This window comes from Flavobacterium sp. GNP001 (assembly GCF_054343775.1).
This window is the reverse complement of the sequence record NZ_JBTGUX010000001.1, coordinates 786,134-804,281: the sequence shown is the minus strand read 5'-3', so window position 1 is coordinate 804,281 and position 18,148 is coordinate 786,134. Positions and strand designations below refer to the sequence as shown.

Genomic DNA, 18,148 nt, shown 5'->3' with positions numbered 1-18,148 from the left:
AAGGGTGCAAAGGTACAAAAACATTTAGTAGTCCTATTGCTGAAAATGGTGTTAATTTGTTTTGACTTTTACCATTTTAGGATCCGCACTCATATTGGTTTCTTTAACTAATTTGCCTTTCTCAAAAAACTGCCAAATTCCCGCTTTTTTACCTTTAACAAAAATACCTTGCGACACTATATTTTCGAATACATCCCTAAAGATGGCTTTTCCTTCGTACTGGTCATTTTTATAATTTGATTCTTCTAAAACAACACCACGCTCAGTATATTTCTTGTAAAGCCCATTTTTCAAATTATTTGCAAAAGTGATTTCTTCAGCCAAAGCTCCACTGACATAAAACACTTTCCGAACACCTTCCAGCTTGCCTTTTTTGTAAAATTCGGTAGTCATAATGTTTTTTGAGTCTTTGTGGTAATATGTCCAAACGCCCTCAAAAAGTTTATTTACTACATTGCCTTCGCTTACTTTATTCTTATTTTGATCAAAAAATATGGTGTACGCTCCATTGTCTTTTGTATTAAACTCGCGCGTAGCAATTACTGATTTCGCTTTGGTATCATCATAAAAGTAAAAAACACCAACCTCTTTTCCGTGGTCAAATGTCCCCTCGTAACGAGGACGTTTAGATTGCTCGTAAAAACCTTTGCATAATCCGTGCTTTTTACCCTGCGGATCCATTTTATTAAAATCCGCTTGAGAATGCGCTATGCCAAAGATCATTAAAAAAATGAAAAACAAAAAAATATTACTTTCAGACTTAATCATATTTACTATTATTTACGCTGTGTATAACAACTCTAATTTTCCGAATTTAGTACTGCAAAATTAGAAATTTCACACATTCTAAATTAAAACTTTTACCACTTTGAACTGATTCAATTTTTGAAACAAAAAGCAAGAGAAACAAAAAGATAATTCTGAGTTTAATTTGCTATGAATAAAAAATAAAAAAACCTCAATAAAAATATTGAGGTTTTAAATATGAACTTTATTGTTTATTCTTTTTATCTAGGGCTTTTTGAGCTTCGGCTTGTTCCATCACTTCTTGTAACTTGCGCTGGAATTTACCTTGCTTTTTAGGCTCTTTTAATTTGTTCTCTTGAATTTGAGCATGAATTTTATCTCCATCGATAAAATACTTTTTGATTACGATCATGATTCCAATAGTAATCAAGTTCGAAATAAAGTTATACAAACTCAAACCTGCACCATAACTATTAAAGAATAACAACATCATGATTGGTGAAACATAAATCATGATTTTCATCATCTTAGCCATATCTGGCATTCCTTCTTGCTGTGGTGCCGCCATTTGCTGATCACCGCTTGTCATTTTCATGTAGAAGAAAATCGCGATAGCTGCAAAAATTGGAAACAAACTAATGTGGTCTCCGTACAACGGAATGTTAAATGGTAATTTTACAACTTCATCAAAAGAAGATAAATCGTCAGCCCATAAAAAGCTTTTTTGTCTTAACTCAAAAGCAGATGGGAAAAACTGAAACGAAGCCATCAAGAAAGGCATTTGAATCAAAGCAGGAATACATCCCGCCATTGGGTTCACGCCAGCTTTATTGTACAATTTCATCGTTTCTTGCTGCTTTTTCATTGGATCTTTCTTAAACTTTTCACCCAACTCAGCAATTTCAGGACGCAATACTTTCATTTTTGCCTGTGAAAGGAACGATTTAAAAGTAATCGGCGACATTGCTAATTTAATCAAGATTGTAAAAATGATAATTGCAATTCCGTATGCAATGTATGATCCTAAGAAACCAAAAAGTGGCACAAAAATAAATCTGTTGATCCAACCGATGATTCCCCATCCAAGAGTAATAATTTTTTCAAGATTTAAATCATAGTTTGATAAAGTCTTGTAGTCAGACGGTCCCATGTACCAACTTAACTTATAATCAATTTCACCATTGGTAAAAGCCAAAGGCAAATTAGCGTTGAATGATTTGGTGAAAGTAGTATCAACTTCCTCGTTAATTACTAAATTTTTTGAACTTACGACTGCATTTTCAAATGGTGTTTTAGAAACTAAAATTGAACTGAAAAAGTGCTGTTTGAAAGCGATGAAAGTTGGTTGTTCCAATTCTTCTTTTTCCTCAGCTCCTAAGCCTGCGTAATCTACTTTGCCGTCTTTATGTTCAAAATAGATTTCAGTGTATTTGTTCTCGTAAGAAATACTTTTTTCATTTCTGAATGATTTTAAACTCCATTCTAAGTCTAAAGGTTTTGCCGTACTGATTACTTTATTTAATCCTTGGGAACGAATATCAAAACCAATCATATAATCTTTTGGTTTCAAAATGTATTTGTACTCTAGAAATTCATTAGCGCCTGCTTTCAATTTCATAGACAAAATTTGATCCTCACCAATTTTGGTTAAGCTTGGCTCAAAATAAAGGTCTTTTGTGTTAAGCGTACGATTGTCGTTAGTCATCAACTGTACATTCAAACTTGCATTATTGTCCTTAATTAATTGAACAGTCTCGCCAGAGCCTTTTTTGTATTTTTCAAAACCTTTCAAGGTTGCTTCTACAATGTATCCTCCTTTGTTCGCAACGGTAAGTTTTAAAACCTCATTTTCTAGGGTTGTAACTCCTCCTTTTGCAGATGGCAAAGTAGCAGAATAGGCAAAACTTCCTAATGATTTTTGCAATTGTGCCAATTGAGTTGAGTCGCCTGTTGTTGCTACAGCCATTGCTGCTTTTTCAACTGCTTTTATTTCAATTTCTTTTGCTTTTGCTTTTTGAATCAACAATTCCTTTTGCGCTTTTTCAGCAGCAACTACCTTTGGATCGGGTTGGTTGGTGTACGTTATGTAAGCCAAGATTCCAAAAATCAAGGCAAAACCAATAATCGAATTAAGGTCAAATTTCTTTTGTTCCATTATAATATTTAAAAGTGTTTACACTGTTAGTAGCAAGTTGCAAAATTTGTTTCAAAAGCAACTTACTATTTCTTTTTTGCTTGCACCGCAGCAGCAACAAAATTTACAAAAATTGGGTGCGGATTAGCAACTGTACTCTTGTATTCTGGGTGGTATTGTACGCCAATAAAAAACGGATGATCTTTAATCTCTACAATTTCAACCAATCCCGTATCAGGATTTGTACCCGTGGCCAATAATCCGGCATTATGCAATTGCTCTACATAACTGCTGTTGTATTCGTAGCGGTGACGGTGACGTTCAGAAATCGAATCTGTTCCATAAATTTTATATGCTAACGAATCTTTTTGGATGTCGCATTTCCAAGCGCCTAAACGCATTGTACCACCTTTATCTGTCACTGTTTTTTGTTCTTCCATTAAATTCACAACAGGATGTGCTGTGTGTGCATTCATTTCGGTTGAATTGGCATCGGAATACCCCAAAACGTTACGTGCATGCTCAATAACTGCCATTTGCATGCCAAGACAAATTCCGAAAAACGGAACTTTATTTTCACGTGCATATTGTACCGCAGCAATTTTTCCTTCGATACCGCGCTCACCAAAACCTGGCGCTACTAAAATAGCATCTAAATTGGCAAATTTTTCTTTGATAGTACTCGCATCAATATGCTCAGAGTGAATAGAAATTACATTTACTTTTGTCTCATTGGCAGCACCTGCATGTATAAATGCCTCCAAAATAGACTTATAGCAATCTTGCATTTCTACGTATTTCCCAACCAAACCGATATTTACGGTGTGCTTTGGATTTTTTAAACGCTTTAAAAAGATGTTCCAATTTTTAAGATCTGGAGCTGCCTTTTTAGGTAAATCTAATTTTTTCAAAGCCACAACATCAAGCCCTTCTTCCAACATTAAATTAGGTACTTCGTAGATTGTCGAAGCATCAATCGACTGAATCACAGCTTCTCTTTTTACATTACAAAATAGTGCTAATTTGTTGCGCAACTCCTCTGTAATTTCGTGCTCCGTTCTGCATACCAAGATATCGGCTTTGATACCACTTTCCATCAAAGTTTTTACAGAATGTTGTGTTGGTTTTGTTTTTAATTCTCCGGCTGCAGCCAAATATGGCACAAGCGTTAGGTGAATCACAATTCCGTTGTGCTCTCCTAATTCCCATACTAATTGACGTACGGATTCGATGTAAGGCAAAGACTCAATATCTCCTACAGTTCCTCCAATTTCGGTAATTACGATATCATAATCGCCCGAATTGCCTAGCAACTGCATTCTATCTTTTATTTCGTTTGTGATGTGAGGTACAACTTGCACCGTTTTACCTAAAAACTCACCACGTCTTTCTTTTTCAATAACAGATAAATAGATTCTACCTGTAGTGACATTGTTCGCTTGAGAGGTTGGAACATTTAAAAAACGCTCGTAGTGTCCCAAATCTAAGTCGGTTTCAGCACCATCATCCGTTACGTAACATTCTCCGTGTTCGTAAGGATTTAGCGTTCCTGGATCGACATTAATATACGGGTCGAATTTTTGAATAGTAGTACGGTAACCTCTTGCTTGTAATAATTTAGCTAATGACGCAGCAATAATTCCCTTTCCTAAAGAAGAGGTCACACCGCCAGTAACAAAAATATATTTCGTTTGATTCATTGTATTGTGTTTTGTGTTGTGTTTAGTGTTGTAGTTGTGTAAAAAACTTGGCAAAAGTACAAATTTAATTGGACTATTGGAAGATATGTTTCTCAGTTTTTATTGTCTAAAAAACCAATTTGCACTAGACCATTTTTCCAGAGATTTTGAAGTATACAAGTACAGTTACGGCTTTGGGTATTGCTTTTTAATATTGCGAATCAAATCTTCTAAGCCGTTTAATTTCAATTCATAAACCAATTGTAATTGCACTCCCAATTCGCCTTTTGGAAATCCTTTATTGCTATACCAAACAATGTAGTACTCTGGAATATCAATAAGAAACCAGCCTTCGTATTTGCCGAAAGGCATTTTGGTATGCGCCAGTTTTATGAGCTGTTTTTGATTTTGATCCATAGTGTTATAAAAAAGAAGCAAGAACTCTGGGTACTTGCTTCTTTGTTTCATTCTTAATTATTTTTAAATCCAATCGAAAGTGATTCGTTTTTCGATATCTGGATGCAAACTCAAAAAAACAGGACAGGTCATTGCCGCACGTTCTAATATTATTTTCTGCTTGCTGTCATCCGTTCCTTTTAGTGCAAAAATAATCTCAATTGCTCCTATGCGTCTTGGCTCGGCATTCATTATTTTAGTTACTTCAGCTACTGATCCCGAAAGATCTACTTCTAAATCTCTTGCTTTTATTCCCATAATGGTAAGCATACAAGAAGCTAACGCATTGGCTACGGTATCTGTTGGAGAGAACGCCTCGCCTTTGCCATTGTTATCTAATGGCGCATCAGATATAATTTCTGTTCCCGATTGTAAATGAATCGATGATGTTCTTAAATCTCCGAGATAGGTTACTTTTGATGTCATTATCTAGCTTCTTTTATTTTTAAATCGCTTTCGTATTGCAAAATGTAAATTCCTTTATTGATGAAAGCGCCCTCGTTGTTTTTATAAAACTCAAATTTATTATCCATTTGCTCTGTTGCGGTACTGCCAACGGTTTCTAAATAACTTTTATCTTGTGCCAAACGCATCATTGTATCAAAAGTCACATCAAATCCTCGGATGGCAAAAACACTCGGATTGCTTTTATTTTTTTTCTTGAACTCTTTTTCAAAAATAGCAGCTTTATCAGAATAACTTTCGCGCGTTACCGAAGGATACATCAGTTTTAGCTTCACCAAATTATTGAAGTTAATTTCGTCCGTATCTAGCGTTTCATTTGGCTCTAAAATAACTAGCTGCACTTTATACGTCGCCATGGCGCTCATTAGGCTCGCAACAGTTGATTTGATCATTCCTGTATTAGCCGTTTCCATAATAACATAATTAATTTTATCTTTTTTCAACATGCCTTTGATACTCTCTGCTGTTACACCGCCGGTCGCTGTTAAAGGAACAAATCGAACATCAGGATGTGTATCAGTTATATATTTAATCACAGAAACTTTCTTTTTATCCACTACGGCAATTATGTTTCCTCCTTTGCTTCGCATAAAATCGAAAACGGCATTTTTAACCGCAATAGGATCCGGAATAGATTGCACTAAATTAGGATATGAAACTCCCAAATCTTTAGATAAAGGCGACACTACAGGAACTTGATTGACAGCTAAAATTTCGGCAGCTTTCTCGACATTGTTTTGATAGAATGGTCCTATCACAGCATCAAAACTTGATAAACCTTCTGATTTGATCAAAGCTGCAACGGCAGTACTGTTTTTAGTTTCTTGCGAATCTAAAATTTTAATATCCATATTCAAGCCTAAAACTTTTGCTGAGTCAATAGCCATCATGGCACCCGCATAAAAATCTAAGGTCATGTTTAAAAACTTGTCTTTTTTGATACGAGAACTGATTGAATTGACCGTATCGTTTTCAATTTTAAAAATATTGAATGGTAACAGCAATGCTAATTTTTTCTTAGCGTTACTTTTTTTGCTAATTGTTGCGTAATCTTTTTTCGCTTCCGCAGAAGCTGTACTTGCTGCTGTTTCAGGAATTTTGATTTCCATTCCTACCTCAACTCCGTTGGCCAAAGCTGGATTTTGTTGCAACAACTCCTCTTGTGAAATCCCTGCCATTTTTGACAAACTATAAAGCGTTTCTTTTGGTTTTATCTCATAGTTTATATATTTCACTTTAGCTACATTCGCAGCCGGTACCGTAGGAGCAACTTCTTTTTTAACTTCTGCAACTGCCGTAGGTTTTGTCGTTTTATTTGTAGTGCCTTTGATGGTTAATTCATAGCCAACAGGCAAATTAGCAACAATTTCAGGATTTTTTTTCTCTAATTCTTCAACAGTCAGTCCGTATTTTTTTGCTATCGAATACTTAGTCTCTTTAGCAAGTACGGTATGAAAAATAGCTGACTCTACTTTTTGTTTTGATACAGATTTCATTTCTCCTGCCCCAGGAATAGTAAGAACTTGGCCAATTTGCAATCCTTCTGATTCTAAAAACGGATTAGCTGCTTTTAGCGCTTCATCAGTAATGCCGTATTTTTTTTCAATACCATAAAGTGTCTCTTTGGGTTGCACTTCGTGAGAAGTTACCTTAGCTTTTGCGGAAGCAGAAACGATTGCTTTTTTACTTGCTTTTGTTGGAATAATTAAAACGCTATTTGGTTTTAAACCGCTTTGAGCATCTGGATTTAACTGGTAAATATCAAAAGGGGTAACTTGATACTTCTGCGCAATTTGATTAATTGTTTCTCCTTTTTCAACCTTGTGAGTACTTGATTTAGCTTGTGCTTGACCATTTTGGTGAAACATCAAAACCGATAGGCAAATTGCAAAAAAATATTTCATTGTATTAGTTGTCTAAATTATTTAAATCTATTAATGAAGCAACGGTATCAAATTTTATTCCAAAAATCTGATACCGTCACTTGTTGTATTTACCAAAGAGAACTCAATTTTACTTTAATTCAGCGTGAAATTAATCTGGAAAACTGCGTTTTTATTACTGCTTATTCCCACTCTATAGTTGCTGGTGGCTTAGAGCTAATATCATAAACTACTCTATTTACACCTTTTACTTTATTGATAATGTCATTTGATACTTTCATTAAAAACTCATAAGGTAAGTGCACCCAGTCAGCTGTCATTCCGTCTGTTGATTCTACAGCACGTAACGCAATTACTTTCTCATAAGTACGCTCGTCACCCATTACTCCTACACTATTTACAGGAAGCAAAATGGCGCCTGCTTGCCAAACTTTATCGTACAATCCCCATGATTTTAAGCCATCAATAAAAACAGCATCAACATCTTGCAGAATTTGTACTTTTTCTGGTGTAATATCTCCTAAAATTCTGATCGATAAACCTGGACCTGGAAAAGGATGTCTGCCCAACAATTCTGGATCGATACCCAAAGAGGCTCCTACTCTACGAACTTCATCTTTGAAAAGCATTCGTAAAGGCTCCACAATTTTTAATTTCATATAATCAGGCAAACCACCTACGTTGTGGTGCGATTTAATGGTTGCTGATGGGCCTTTAACAGATACTGATTCAATAACATCAGGATAAATAGTTCCTTGAGCCAGCCATTTTACATCTTCGATAATTTTTGATTCATCGTCAAAAACTTCAATAAAAACGCGGCCGATTGTTTTTCTTTTGGTTTCAGGATCACTGATACCTGCCAATTCTGATAAGAAACGATCTCCTGCATCAACGCCTTTCACGTTTAGCCCCATACCTTTGTACTGGTCTAAAACATTTTGAAATTCATTTTTACGAAGCAAACCGTTGTTTACAAAAATGCAATATAAATTTTTACCGATAGCTTGGTTCAAAAGTACCGCAGCTACAGTCGAATCAACTCCGCCTGAAAGTCCTAATACGACTTTATCGTCTTGTAATTTTTCTTTTAATTCGGCAACCATATCCTGCACGAATGCATTTGGGGTAAAGGTTTGTGGAACCTCGGCTATTTTTACCAAAAAGTTTTCGAGCATTTTTGCTCCATCTGTAGAGTGGAAAACCTCAGGATGATATTGAATCGCATAAGTAGTTTCGCCTTCAATTTTGTAAGCAGCAAACTCCACATCGTGCGTACTTGCTAGCTTCACTCCATTGGTTGGAAGCGCCTTGATACTATCACTATGACTCATCCAAACTTGACTATTTTCGGCTACACCCTCAAAAAACACTTCATTTTGTTTGATGAAGGATAAATTGGCACGACCGTATTCACGCGTGTTTGATGCTGCTACTTCGCCTCCGCTAAAGTGAGCCAAATATTGCGCTCCGTAACATACGGCTAGCAAAGGTAGTTTACCTCTGATTTGCGATAAATCAGGGTGAGGCGCATCTTCGGCACGAACAGAGAAAGGTGAACCACCTAAAATGACTGCTTTATACGGCGATAAATCTGTTGGAAAATTATTGAATGGGAAAATTTCGCAGAATATATTTAATTCGCGAACTCTACGCGCAATAAGCTGTGTGTATTGCGATCCGAAATCTAAAATAAGTACGTTGTGTTGCATGCGCAAAAATACTTTTTATATTTTGATTTGAAAAATTGAATTTTGAAAAAAAATTAATTTCTTTGGTACGAAAGATAAAAAGATTGGTCTAACCGTTTATATTTTAAACCCAACTGCAAAAAATATCGTAAATGCAAACACAATTCAAATAACACAAAAAACAATTCTTTATGAAAAATTCTATTTTCACAGGACTAGTAGCCCTATTTTTATGTTGTTCCTCATGCAATGTAATAGACGATTTATTAACTTTTAACATCGAAAATCAAACTAGTTTTAAAATCGAAAGTGCCTTTCCGATTGGTACTGCCATGTCGATTGTTACTCCCGAGGTGACTACCAACTCTAGCAGCACATTTGAAAACAACAATACTCGAGCTGATTTGGTAAAGGATGTCAAATTATCTCAATTGCGAGTTAATATTACGAATCCGAGTGGTAAAAATTTCAGCTTTTTAAAATCGATTGTTCTATTTATTTCAACTGATGGTAATGACGAAATTGAACTAGCCAAATTGGAAAACATTAATAGTTCATCCAATACATTAGACTTAATTTGCACCATAGCAAAATTAGACAAATATGTAAAAGCTTCAAAGTATAAGATTAGAACACAAGCGGTAATAAAAGAGTCTATCACCGAAGATATCACCGTAAATGCAGCAATGAAGTTTAGGGTTACTGCTGATCCATTCTAAAATATAAAGACACAAAAAAAGACTCTTGAATTCTCAATCAAGAGTCTTTTTTTTATCAGCTATCAAATACAATTTATTCTTTTACCAAAATTATAGTCGCTTTAAAACCAGTACCCAAATTCCATTGACTGGCTGATATTAGTGCTCCTTTGTCATCATACACTTTGAATTCGGCGGTATTTGGTCCTGAACTTCCTTGATTAATCGCTTCGAAATCAATTTTATTAAAACCTTTTTCGAGCACAATTTCAAAACCTTTATAGTTTGTATCGAGGTATACTTGATTTTGAATCACCTTATCATTTAAATATACGCGAATCAAATCACCATCGACATAGGCCGCGTCGCGGTACATTACTTTCGCGGATACTGACCCTGTGGGAAAACTACCTAAATCTTGGTTTCGTCTGTAAACTACTCCTTCTGGATCAGGTTCCTTTTTGTTGAATTTATCTCGCAGTATATCTCCCGGATTGATAAATTCATTTTTTGGAGTCATTGAAATTTCCTTTTCTGGCAAGTTTGGCTCTGTAACTATTGGATTAGGATTTATCACTTTTGGCGTGTTTGGCGAACTAATTGGCGGAATATCAATTTTTGGTGGCGTTGTTTTCTTAATTTTTGGCGTATTGTTCTTTGGCGGAATGGCTTTAAATTTAGAACTAAACTCACTCTGAGCCTGCCCTGAGTACGAGAATCCTAACAGTAAGAGTAAAAATAATATCCTTTTCATAATATGCTACTAAACGTTTTTAATATTTTTTTCCGGCCTAAAAATAGAAAATGAAATGTGTAAAATAAGGCCAATTGCTATACTTTAACTTTCATTTATAACTATGCTTTTCTAGTTTTAGTGCCTGTTTACCAAAAAATAGGTTTTTCAAATCCACTTCTTTAGAAAATCAAAAATGTCTTGCTTTGCCTAATTTTTTTTAGTTTGCACCAAAAAGCATGCCACTAGAAACAAGTTTAATGTGACAGTACAAGAGCTTTCAAATTATTAACCTATCTTACGTTGTACCCTTGCCTTAATTAAGAAAGTGATACTTTTGTAAATAAAATGTCCGTAACCGTATGAAAGGTGCCCCACTATCACCAAAATTGATTGCAATAGCACAATGGCTTTTACTTGCTTTGCTTATAGGTAGTGCAGCAGGATCCGCATCAGCTTTTTTCTTGGTGAGTTTAGATTGGGTTACAAAATTTAGAGAGCAACAACCTGAAATTATATGGCTGTTACCAATCGGCGGCTTATTCATAGGTTTAGTCTACCACTATTACGGGCAAAGTGTAGTTGCCGGAAATAATTTAATCTTACAAGAATACAAGCAGCCAAAAAGAACGATTCCTTTAAAAATGGCGCCATTCGTTTTAATCGGAACCTTAATCACACATCTATTTGGAGGTTCAGCCGGTCGAGAAGGTACCGCAGTGCAAATGGGAGCAGCAATAGCTGATCAATTTACACGCATTTTTAAATTAGAGGCAATTGATCGTAAAACCATCTTGATTATGGGTATCAGTGGTGGTTTTGCAGCGGTTTTTGGTACTCCGCTTGCAGGTGCATTGTTTGCTGTAGAAGTTGTTTATTTTAGTGGTTTAAAACCTAGAAGTATTGTTTGGAGTTTTGTCACTGCATATGTGGCGCACTATACCGTTTTGCTTTGGTCAGTTTCACATACGCATTATCACATTCCCGAAATTCCTGAATTGAGCATGAGCGTAATTTTTTGGGTAGTAGGATGCAGTATTTTATTTGGATTTGCATCAATGCTATTCTCTCGAAGTACACAATTTTGGTCGCGTATATTCAGTTTAGTTACTTATCCGCCATTACGCCCTTTTATTGGAGGAATAATAATTGCAAGCGTAGTTTATGCAATTGACACTACAAAGTACATTGGCTTAGGAATACCAATGCTTACGGGAGCATTCGTACAAGCAAATGCCATGCAAGATTTTGCTATAAAGATTTTATTTACAAGTTTTACTCTAGGCGCTGGATTTAAAGGTGGCGAAGTAACTCCTTTATTTATTGTAGGAGCTACTTTAGGAAGTGCCTTATCTGTATTTGTGCCTTTACCAATTGCGTTATTGGCAGGATTGGGTTTTGTTGCTGTATTTTCAGGCGCTACACATACTCCTATTGCATGCTCCGTTATGGGCATTGAACTTTTTGGGATAGAAAGCGGCATCTATATTGCGCTGGCTTGCATAGTTGCTTACCTGTTTTCGGGTCCCGTTGGAATCTATAAATCGCAAATTTTAGGAGGACCAAAAATGAAACTTTACCAATGGCTAAAACTCAAATTTTAGGCTGATTAATTACTTTCAAAAACTTTGTTAATTGTATAAATCATTTCAATAGTAGCGCAAAAAAATGTAATTTCGCAAACTATGAATACACAAGATATACAAGCGACAGAGTCGCTATTGGCTAGTCCAAAAAAAATTGCAATCATTCCGCACCGTGGCCCTGACGGTGATGCTATGGGTTCAACCTTAGGATTGTATCATTTTTTACTCAAAAACAATCACCAACCCACTGTTATTTCACCTAATGAATTCCCTGATTTTTTAGCATGGATGCCGGGTTCAGATACTATCAAAATCTACGAAAAAGATAAAATCAATTGTACGGCGATCTTACAAGATGCAGACTTGATTTTCACACTCGATTTTAACGCTTTTCATCGCACGGGCGAAATGGAACAAGTGTTACAAACACTTACCGCTCCTTTTGTAATGATTGATCATCACCAAAAACCGGATGATTATGCAACGGTAACTTTTAGCGATACCGCCTATGGATCAACTTGCGAAATGCTGTATCATTTTATATCCTATTTAGGAAAAAAAGCCGACATTGATACTACAATTGGAACCTGCATCTATACTGGTATTTTAACTGATTCTGGTTCATTTCGTTTTCCAAAAACCACAGGAACTACACACCGAATTGTTGCTGATTTAATCGATTTAGGGGTTGACAATACAGCCATTCCTAGTTTACTATTTGATAACAGTTCATACAATAGATTACAACTCTTGGGTAGAGCATTGCAAAATATGATCATTCATCCGCAATACAAAACAGCTTACATCACTTTGAGCCAGCAAGAATTAGACGAGTTTAATTATATAAAAGGTGATACCGAAGGCATTGTAAATTACGGATTAAGTATCAAAGGCATTGACTTCGCGGCCATTTTTATTGAAAATAAAGACGAAAACATTATCAAAATATCGTTTCGTTCCCAAGGTGATTTTGATGTGAATCAATTTGCTCGCGACCACTTTAATGGCGGCGGACATCGCAATGCGGCAGGCGGAAAATCAGACCTATCGTTACAAGAAACGCAACAAAAATTTGAAGCCTTACTAACACAAATAAGCATCTAATTCTATGAAAAATAGCAAACCTATTGCCCTCGTGATTATTATGTTATTACTCATAAGCAGCTGCAAGCAGTCGCAAGATGCACGTAGACCAATATCGCATTCATCAGGTAGTTTTATGAAAAAATCAATTCTTAGAAATAAAAAATTGGTGGCTACAGAAGAATTACAAATCCAAAACGTAATCAAAAACAATCCCAACATTGTTTATCTCGCATCCAAAAAAGGCTATTGGTACAGTTACGAGACTCGCAATACAACGGATACTCTCACCCCAAAAAAGGGAGATGTTGCTTTATTTGATTACGAAATAAAAGATTTAGCCGGAACAGTAATTTATAGTCAGAGCGAATTAGCTCCACAAACCTATTACGTAGACAAACAAAATATCTTGATGGGATTACGTGATGGCATCAAACTCATGCGTAAAAACGAAAAAGTCAACTTCCTTTTTCCATCAAATATGGGTTATGGCTACCGAGGTGACAGCAAAAAAATCGGCACGAATCAACCATTGATTTGTTCCGTATTTTTGCGTGATTTCATGTCTGAAAACAAATACAAAATGGCAATATCAAGCCCCACAACTGCAACTATTGATAGTATTGTCAAACCTAAAAAAACAAAAAAGATCAAAGTTGGTACTAAACTTGCTACCGACACTTTAAACTAAAACAGAATTACAACAATGAAAAAAAAGATTTTAATTGCCCTAGTAGCTATTGCGAGTTTATACTCGTGTAAAGAAGATCACAACAATTTACCAGACGGATTATACGCCAAAATTGAAACCAACAAAGGCGAAATAATTGTTCAATTAGATTTTGAAAAAGCACCAATCACTGTAGCCAATTATGTGGCTCTTGCCGAAGGGAAAAATGACTTTGTAACCAATGAAAATTTAAAGAACAAGCCCTTTTTTGATGGATTAAAATTTCACCGTGTGATAGCTGATTTTATGATTCAAACCGGTGATCCTTTAGGAACGGGTTCAGGAGATACTGGATATAAATTCAAAGATGAATTTTCAGATTTACGTTTTGACAAAGGTGGTGTTTTAGCAATGGCCAATAACGGTCCGGCAACTAACAGCAGTCAGTTTTTCATCACCCATTTGGCAACGCCTTGGTTAGATGGTAAACATACTATTTTTGGCCATGTTGTAGAAAAAGGAATGGACATAGTCAATACCATCCAGCAAGACGACTACATTAAAACGGTTACTATAATTCGCAACGGCGAAAAAGCTAAAAAATTCAATGCAGAGAAAGTTTTTACAGATTATTTTGCTGTAGAATCTGAAAACCAGAAGAAAAAAGCAGCGCTCGACGCAGAGAGCAAACGTATTTATAACGAGAAATACAAAGTTGTTCGCGAAGCTAAATTAGCGGAATTTGCAGCACTAAAAAGCAAAGCGACCATAACACCAAGCGGCTTAAAATATAATATTACACGTAAAAGCGGAGGAAAAAAACCTGCCAATGGTGCAAGCGTTTTTATTCACTATGCAGGCTTCCTTGAAGATGGTGAATTGTTTGATACAAGCATTGACAACGTAGCTAAAACTTTTGGAAAATACGACGAAAATAGAGCTGCTCAAAACGGATACCAACCGATTCCGTTTACTGCTGGACAAAAAGAAGGATTGATTGCTGGTTTTATCGAAGGAATTGAACAGTTATCATTTGGCGATAAAGCTATAATTTTTATCCCTTCTCGTTTAGGATATGGAGCTGCTGGCGCTGGTGGCGTTATTCCGCCAAATGCGAACATCATCTTCGAAATTGAACTTTTAGAAAAAATGCCACAATAATATTAACACGAACCATGAACACTATGAAAATTAAAATGCTTCTTGTATTTCTTTTTGGAATCGTAAGCCTTCAAGCACAATCAGTTAAAAAACCTGTTCCTGCCAAAAAACCTGTAACCACTGCTGCCGCAAAAGCAAAAGTTACACCAAAAGCAGCTGCTAAACCTGTTGCAAAAGCAGCCGTTAAACCTGCAACAACAGATGCTATTTATGCTACCATTGCAACTAACAAAGGAGATATTGTATTGGAACTCGCTTTTAAAAAAGCACCGGTTACTGTTGCGAATTTTATAGCACTTGCTGAAGGTAAACATCCTTATGTTACTGTTGAAAGTTTAAAAGGAAAACCGTTTTACGATGGTTTAAAATTTCACCGCGTAATAAATGATTTTATGATTCAAGGTGGAGACCCTTCTGGAAACGGATCGGGTGGCCCAGGGTATTCTTTCAAAGATGAAATTACCGATTTAAAACACAATAAAGCAGGAACCTTGTCTATGGCCAACTCAGGTCCAGCTACTAATGGAAGTCAATTCTTTATTACTCACAAAGATACGCCTTGGCTAGATGGAAAACACACCGTTTTTGGTTATGTTACTGAAGGAATGCCAATTGTTAACGCTATTGTTGGAAACGACGTAATCACAAAAGTTACCATCACTCGCAAAGGACCTTTGGCAGAAAAATTCGACGCACCAAAAGTTTTCTCTGATTACTTTAAAAACAAAGCGGAAGATCAAAAAAAGCAAGACGCAGCAAATGCTGAGGCAAAAGCTAAGCAAATAGCCTTTTTAGAACAATCTAAAAAAGCATACAACGAAAAATATGGTGCTGTAATTGGAAATAAAAAATCCTATTTTGCCAATTTAAAAACCACTGCTACCACAACTCCATCTGGCTTGATGTATGCCATAACTCAAAAAGGAACTGGAGTAAAACCGGCAGCTGGAACAACCTTTTACTTTCATTACGCAGGCTTTTTTGAAGATGGAAATTTATTTGATAGCAGCATGGAAGAAGTGAACAAAACCTTCGGAAAATTTGATGCCAATCGCGCTGCTCAAAACGGCTACCGCCCTTTTCCATTCGAAGCAGGTAAGAAAGACGGAATGATTCCTGGCTTTATTGAAGGACTTGAAAATATGGGCTTTGGTGACAAAGCAGTTGTTTTCATACCATCAAACCTTGCTTACGGCGAGCGTGGAGCAGGTGGCGTAATTCCACCAAATACAATGCTTATTTTCGAATTAGAAATGCGCGAAAAACAAGAGTAAATCTCTAATCAAAATCATAAAAAACCCGCTTTAACATTGCTAAAGCGGGTTTCTCTTTTTTAAACTATTTTAAAAAGATTACTTTTTACCAAACTTCCAGTCAAATTCATCTTTTTGATTGATAATGGCACCAATTTCAAACTTAACCACCTCATCAAATTCAGTCTGGAAAATCATCCAATTTTCTTCATTGAAATAATTTTCGAAAGTATCAAATTCTTCCTGAGTAAATTTTGTAATTGCTTTTGCAGTAAGATCTTTTTTTACATCACTAATCTTCTTGTTGATTATTTTATTTCCAAAAAGAAGCAATTCCGGACTTGAAGCCACGATATATCCTAATTTTAAATCCTCTTCAACGTAAAATGTCAAACGCATTTTTAGTTTGTTGTAAGCAAAAATAACATTATTGTCTTCGTCTTTGTAATTGCGATCTGGTTTTCCGTAGACTGCCGTTACATCAGTTTGTTTCATTCCGAAAATGAGCTTATCAATTCCGATTTTTGGATTTATTTTCATGTTTTTGATTTAATTAAAATTATCAATTGGCTTCTTCATTCGAAAAATCACCAATGTAAGACCGCAAAGTTCGTAAAGATTTAAGCAACTTTCACTATTTACTTTATCAATTTTATCCCAAGCAAATTAGTTGTTTCTCATAATAAAAAAATTAGACAACCATTGAAAAGCAATAAAAGCCAAGATGTAAATAGTACTAAAAATAGAATACAACTCATTAGTAGCAACTACGACTGCAATTGAGGCAAATCCTAAAAGGGCTAAACCAATGGCATAACTTGTAAAAAACAGTCTTGGTTTTGCATACAACTTGCCCAACGGCAGCATCATTGAAAACCCAAATGCGACCAAAACGGCACCCAAATTCATGTTTACAAACAAGACTCCTAAACCAGTAAGTAGCAAGAGCAAACTACCCCCTACCCAGTTGGCACATTTTATTTCTGTGCTAGTTAGTAAATGTTTGCCATACGGATTCAAGCGAAATAACAAATTACTCAAAGGTGCGATCACCCATGTGGAGAAAGCAAAGATGGCTAACAATACGATTATTGGAGACAAATAAGTATCTAAAACTTCGTTCGTGTTTGCCAAAGCGCGCAACCCTTTTGTAGATAAGTAGAAACCTATGATAAAAACCCATTGATTTTTAGAGGTCATGTTTTGCATCCAAAAACTATAACGTAAAAACCATCGATACAAAATGTATTTGGCTTTAAGCGCCTCTGCCATTCCCGCTTGTGCGTACTCGGAGTTAGGATTATTTTTAAGTGATTCTCTAAAATGAACCAGAGCCTTGTCATTTTGACCTTTTTCAAGCAAACCCCAGCCATAATTGGCGTGTGTGTTGGCATTGTTTGGATCTTGTTCCAAAGCTTCTTCTATAGTTGCAAATGAATCTTCTTTTCGATTGAGTTTTAGTAAGGCCGTACTGCGAACATTGAGTCCTAAAATATGCGAGGCATCAATTGCTAGTGCTTGATTTGCTGCTTCTAGTGCAGCTGTAAAATCTTTCTTTGTATTCAAAATAAAACCCTGAAGCGCGTAATAATCCGACTCATAAGGATCTAAAATCAAGGCTTCGTTCAATACTTGCAACGCAGCATCTGGCTGACCTTTTTCCAGTAAAATGCGTGCTTTGGTATGGTATAACGGGTCAAAATCAGGATCCAAACCAATGGCATCATTTACTATTGTAAGCGCCTCTTCAATGCGATCACTGTCAATTTTTATTTCTGCCAACATCAGCAAACATTGTATATTGCCCGGCTCCATTGCCAAAACTTCAAGTATGCTTTTCTCTGCTTCGGCATATCGCTTTTGTTGAAAAAGAACGTAGGCCCTTTCCATGATTACATCCGTCATCGGT

At 36.0% G+C, this 18,148-nt stretch carries 16 protein-coding genes; 6 read left to right on the top strand and 10 right to left on the bottom strand.

What is annotated here, in order from left to right; translation table 11 throughout:
* Positions 1 to 51: 51 nt before the first annotated feature.
* The 7 genes from ACXX8U_RS03345 to guaA form a co-directional block, all read right to left on the bottom strand.
* Complete coding sequence (locus ACXX8U_RS03345; RefSeq protein ID WP_458564607.1) at positions 52 to 723, bottom strand: toxin-antitoxin system YwqK family antitoxin; 672 nt, start codon at positions 721 to 723, stop codon at positions 52 to 54.
* 268 nt (positions 724 to 991) lie between these two features.
* Complete coding sequence (gene yidC / locus ACXX8U_RS03340) at positions 992 to 2,902, bottom strand: membrane protein insertase YidC (protein ID WP_458564606.1); 1,911 nt, start codon at positions 2,900 to 2,902, stop codon at positions 992 to 994.
* A 65-nt stretch (positions 2,903 to 2,967) separates the two neighbouring features.
* On the bottom strand, positions 2,968 to 4,581 hold the full coding sequence (pyrG, locus tag ACXX8U_RS03335) for a CTP synthase (RefSeq protein ID WP_210791727.1): 1,614 nt from the start codon (positions 4,579 to 4,581) through the stop codon (positions 2,968 to 2,970).
* 165 nt (positions 4,582 to 4,746) lie between these two features.
* Complete coding sequence (locus ACXX8U_RS03330) at positions 4,747 to 4,977, bottom strand: DUF3820 family protein (protein WP_306264678.1); 231 nt, start codon at positions 4,975 to 4,977, stop codon at positions 4,747 to 4,749.
* A 63-nt stretch (positions 4,978 to 5,040) separates the two neighbouring features.
* Positions 5,041 to 5,442 carry an OsmC family protein gene (locus ACXX8U_RS03325; protein WP_458564605.1) on the bottom strand — a complete coding sequence of 134 codons (402 nt, stop codon included), beginning with the start codon at positions 5,440 to 5,442 and terminating at the stop codon, positions 5,041 to 5,043.
* Positions 5,442 to 7,385, bottom strand: coding sequence for a PBP1 and LysM peptidoglycan-binding domain-containing protein (locus ACXX8U_RS03320; RefSeq protein WP_458564604.1), 1,944 nt, complete (start codon positions 7,383 to 7,385; stop codon positions 5,442 to 5,444). Before ACXX8U_RS03320 ends, ACXX8U_RS03325 begins: the two co-directional genes overlap by 1 nt.
* Before the next feature lie 161 nt (positions 7,386 to 7,546).
* Complete coding sequence (gene guaA, locus ACXX8U_RS03315) at positions 7,547 to 9,076, bottom strand: glutamine-hydrolyzing GMP synthase (RefSeq protein WP_458564603.1); 1,530 nt, start codon at positions 9,074 to 9,076, stop codon at positions 7,547 to 7,549.
* Positions 9,077 to 9,246: 170 nt separating this feature from the next.
* Here guaA and ACXX8U_RS03310 point away from each other — a divergent pair, with 170 nt between their 5' ends.
* On the top strand, positions 9,247 to 9,774 hold the full coding sequence (locus tag ACXX8U_RS03310) for a hypothetical protein (RefSeq protein WP_458564602.1): 528 nt from the start codon (positions 9,247 to 9,249) through the stop codon (positions 9,772 to 9,774).
* A gap of 73 nt (positions 9,775 to 9,847) precedes the next feature.
* Here the strand turns inward: ACXX8U_RS03310 and ACXX8U_RS03305 are convergent, their stop codons facing one another.
* A complete protein-coding gene (locus tag ACXX8U_RS03305; protein ID WP_458564601.1) occupies positions 9,848 to 10,507 on the bottom strand; it encodes a hypothetical protein in 660 nt (219 codons plus the stop codon).
* 341 nt (positions 10,508 to 10,848) lie between these two features.
* Here ACXX8U_RS03305 and ACXX8U_RS03300 point away from each other — a divergent pair, with 341 nt between their 5' ends.
* The 5 genes from ACXX8U_RS03300 to ACXX8U_RS03280 all read left to right on the top strand — a co-directional run bounded on the left by ACXX8U_RS03300 (position 10,849) and on the right by ACXX8U_RS03280 (position 16,260).
* Positions 10,849 to 12,090 carry a voltage-gated chloride channel family protein gene (locus ACXX8U_RS03300; protein WP_458564600.1) on the top strand — a complete coding sequence of 414 codons (1,242 nt, stop codon included), beginning with the start codon at positions 10,849 to 10,851 and terminating at the stop codon, positions 12,088 to 12,090.
* An 81-nt stretch (positions 12,091 to 12,171) separates the two neighbouring features.
* Positions 12,172 to 13,176 (top strand): DHH family phosphoesterase, encoded by a 1,005-nt coding sequence (locus tag ACXX8U_RS03295; RefSeq protein WP_458564599.1) that lies wholly within the window; start codon positions 12,172 to 12,174, stop codon positions 13,174 to 13,176.
* A gap of 4 nt (positions 13,177 to 13,180) precedes the next feature.
* Positions 13,181 to 13,846 carry a gliding motility-associated peptidyl-prolyl isomerase GldI gene (gene gldI, locus ACXX8U_RS03290; protein WP_458564598.1) on the top strand — a complete coding sequence of 222 codons (666 nt, stop codon included), beginning with the start codon at positions 13,181 to 13,183 and terminating at the stop codon, positions 13,844 to 13,846.
* A gap of 15 nt (positions 13,847 to 13,861) precedes the next feature.
* Positions 13,862 to 14,986: a peptidylprolyl isomerase gene (locus tag ACXX8U_RS03285; RefSeq protein ID WP_458564597.1), complete on the top strand. Its 1,125-nt coding sequence runs from the start codon at positions 13,862 to 13,864 to the stop codon at positions 14,984 to 14,986.
* Between the two features lie 23 nt (positions 14,987 to 15,009).
* The gene (locus ACXX8U_RS03280; RefSeq protein ID WP_458564596.1) at positions 15,010 to 16,260 is read left to right on the top strand and encodes a peptidylprolyl isomerase; all 1,251 of its coding nucleotides are present in this window, start codon (positions 15,010 to 15,012) and stop codon (positions 16,258 to 16,260) included.
* A 78-nt stretch (positions 16,261 to 16,338) separates the two neighbouring features.
* Here ACXX8U_RS03280 and ACXX8U_RS03275 read toward each other — a convergent pair whose 3' ends face one another.
* The gene (locus ACXX8U_RS03275) at positions 16,339 to 16,779 is read right to left on the bottom strand and encodes a hypothetical protein (protein ID WP_458564595.1); all 441 of its coding nucleotides are present in this window, start codon (positions 16,777 to 16,779) and stop codon (positions 16,339 to 16,341) included.
* A 126-nt stretch (positions 16,780 to 16,905) separates the two neighbouring features.
* Complete coding sequence (locus tag ACXX8U_RS03270; RefSeq protein ID WP_458564594.1) at positions 16,906 to 18,144, bottom strand: tetratricopeptide repeat protein; 1,239 nt, start codon at positions 18,142 to 18,144, stop codon at positions 16,906 to 16,908.
* Positions 18,145 to 18,148: the final 4 nt, after the last annotated feature.

Bases quoted from the DNA above. Each gene is read 5' to 3' on its own strand.
- ACXX8U_RS03285 (WP_458564597.1), top strand. From the start codon at position 13,862: ATGAAAAAAAAGATTTTAATTGCCCTAGTAGCTATTGCGAGTTTATAC.
- ACXX8U_RS03345 (WP_458564607.1), bottom strand. From the start codon at position 723: ATGATCTTTGGCATAGCGCATTCTCAAGCGGATTTTAATAAAATGGAT.
- yidC (WP_458564606.1), bottom strand. From the start codon at position 2,902: ATGGAACAAAAGAAATTTGACCTTAATTCGATTATTGGTTTTGCCTTG.
- ACXX8U_RS03300 (WP_458564600.1), top strand. From the start codon at position 10,849: ATGAAAGGTGCCCCACTATCACCAAAATTGATTGCAATAGCACAATGG.
- gldI (WP_458564598.1), top strand. From the start codon at position 13,181: ATGAAAAATAGCAAACCTATTGCCCTCGTGATTATTATGTTATTACTC.
- ACXX8U_RS03275 (WP_458564595.1), bottom strand. From the start codon at position 16,779: ATGAAAATAAATCCAAAAATCGGAATTGATAAGCTCATTTTCGGAATG.
- ACXX8U_RS03325 (WP_458564605.1), bottom strand. From the start codon at position 5,442: ATGACATCAAAAGTAACCTATCTCGGAGATTTAAGAACATCATCGATT.
- ACXX8U_RS03295 (WP_458564599.1), top strand. From the start codon at position 12,172: ATGAATACACAAGATATACAAGCGACAGAGTCGCTATTGGCTAGTCCA.
- ACXX8U_RS03310 (WP_458564602.1), top strand. From the start codon at position 9,247: ATGAAAAATTCTATTTTCACAGGACTAGTAGCCCTATTTTTATGTTGT.
- ACXX8U_RS03330 (WP_306264678.1), bottom strand. From the start codon at position 4,977: ATGGATCAAAATCAAAAACAGCTCATAAAACTGGCGCATACCAAAATG.
- guaA (WP_458564603.1), bottom strand. From the start codon at position 9,076: ATGCAACACAACGTACTTATTTTAGATTTCGGATCGCAATACACACAG.
- ACXX8U_RS03305 (WP_458564601.1), bottom strand. From the start codon at position 10,507: ATGAAAAGGATATTATTTTTACTCTTACTGTTAGGATTCTCGTACTCA.
- pyrG (WP_210791727.1), bottom strand. From the start codon at position 4,581: ATGAATCAAACGAAATATATTTTTGTTACTGGCGGTGTGACCTCTTCT.
- ACXX8U_RS03270 (WP_458564594.1), bottom strand. From the start codon at position 18,144: ATGACGGATGTAATCATGGAAAGGGCCTACGTTCTTTTTCAACAAAAG.
- ACXX8U_RS03320 (WP_458564604.1), bottom strand. From the start codon at position 7,385: ATGAAATATTTTTTTGCAATTTGCCTATCGGTTTTGATGTTTCACCAA.
- ACXX8U_RS03280 (WP_458564596.1), top strand. From the start codon at position 15,010: ATGAAAATTAAAATGCTTCTTGTATTTCTTTTTGGAATCGTAAGCCTT.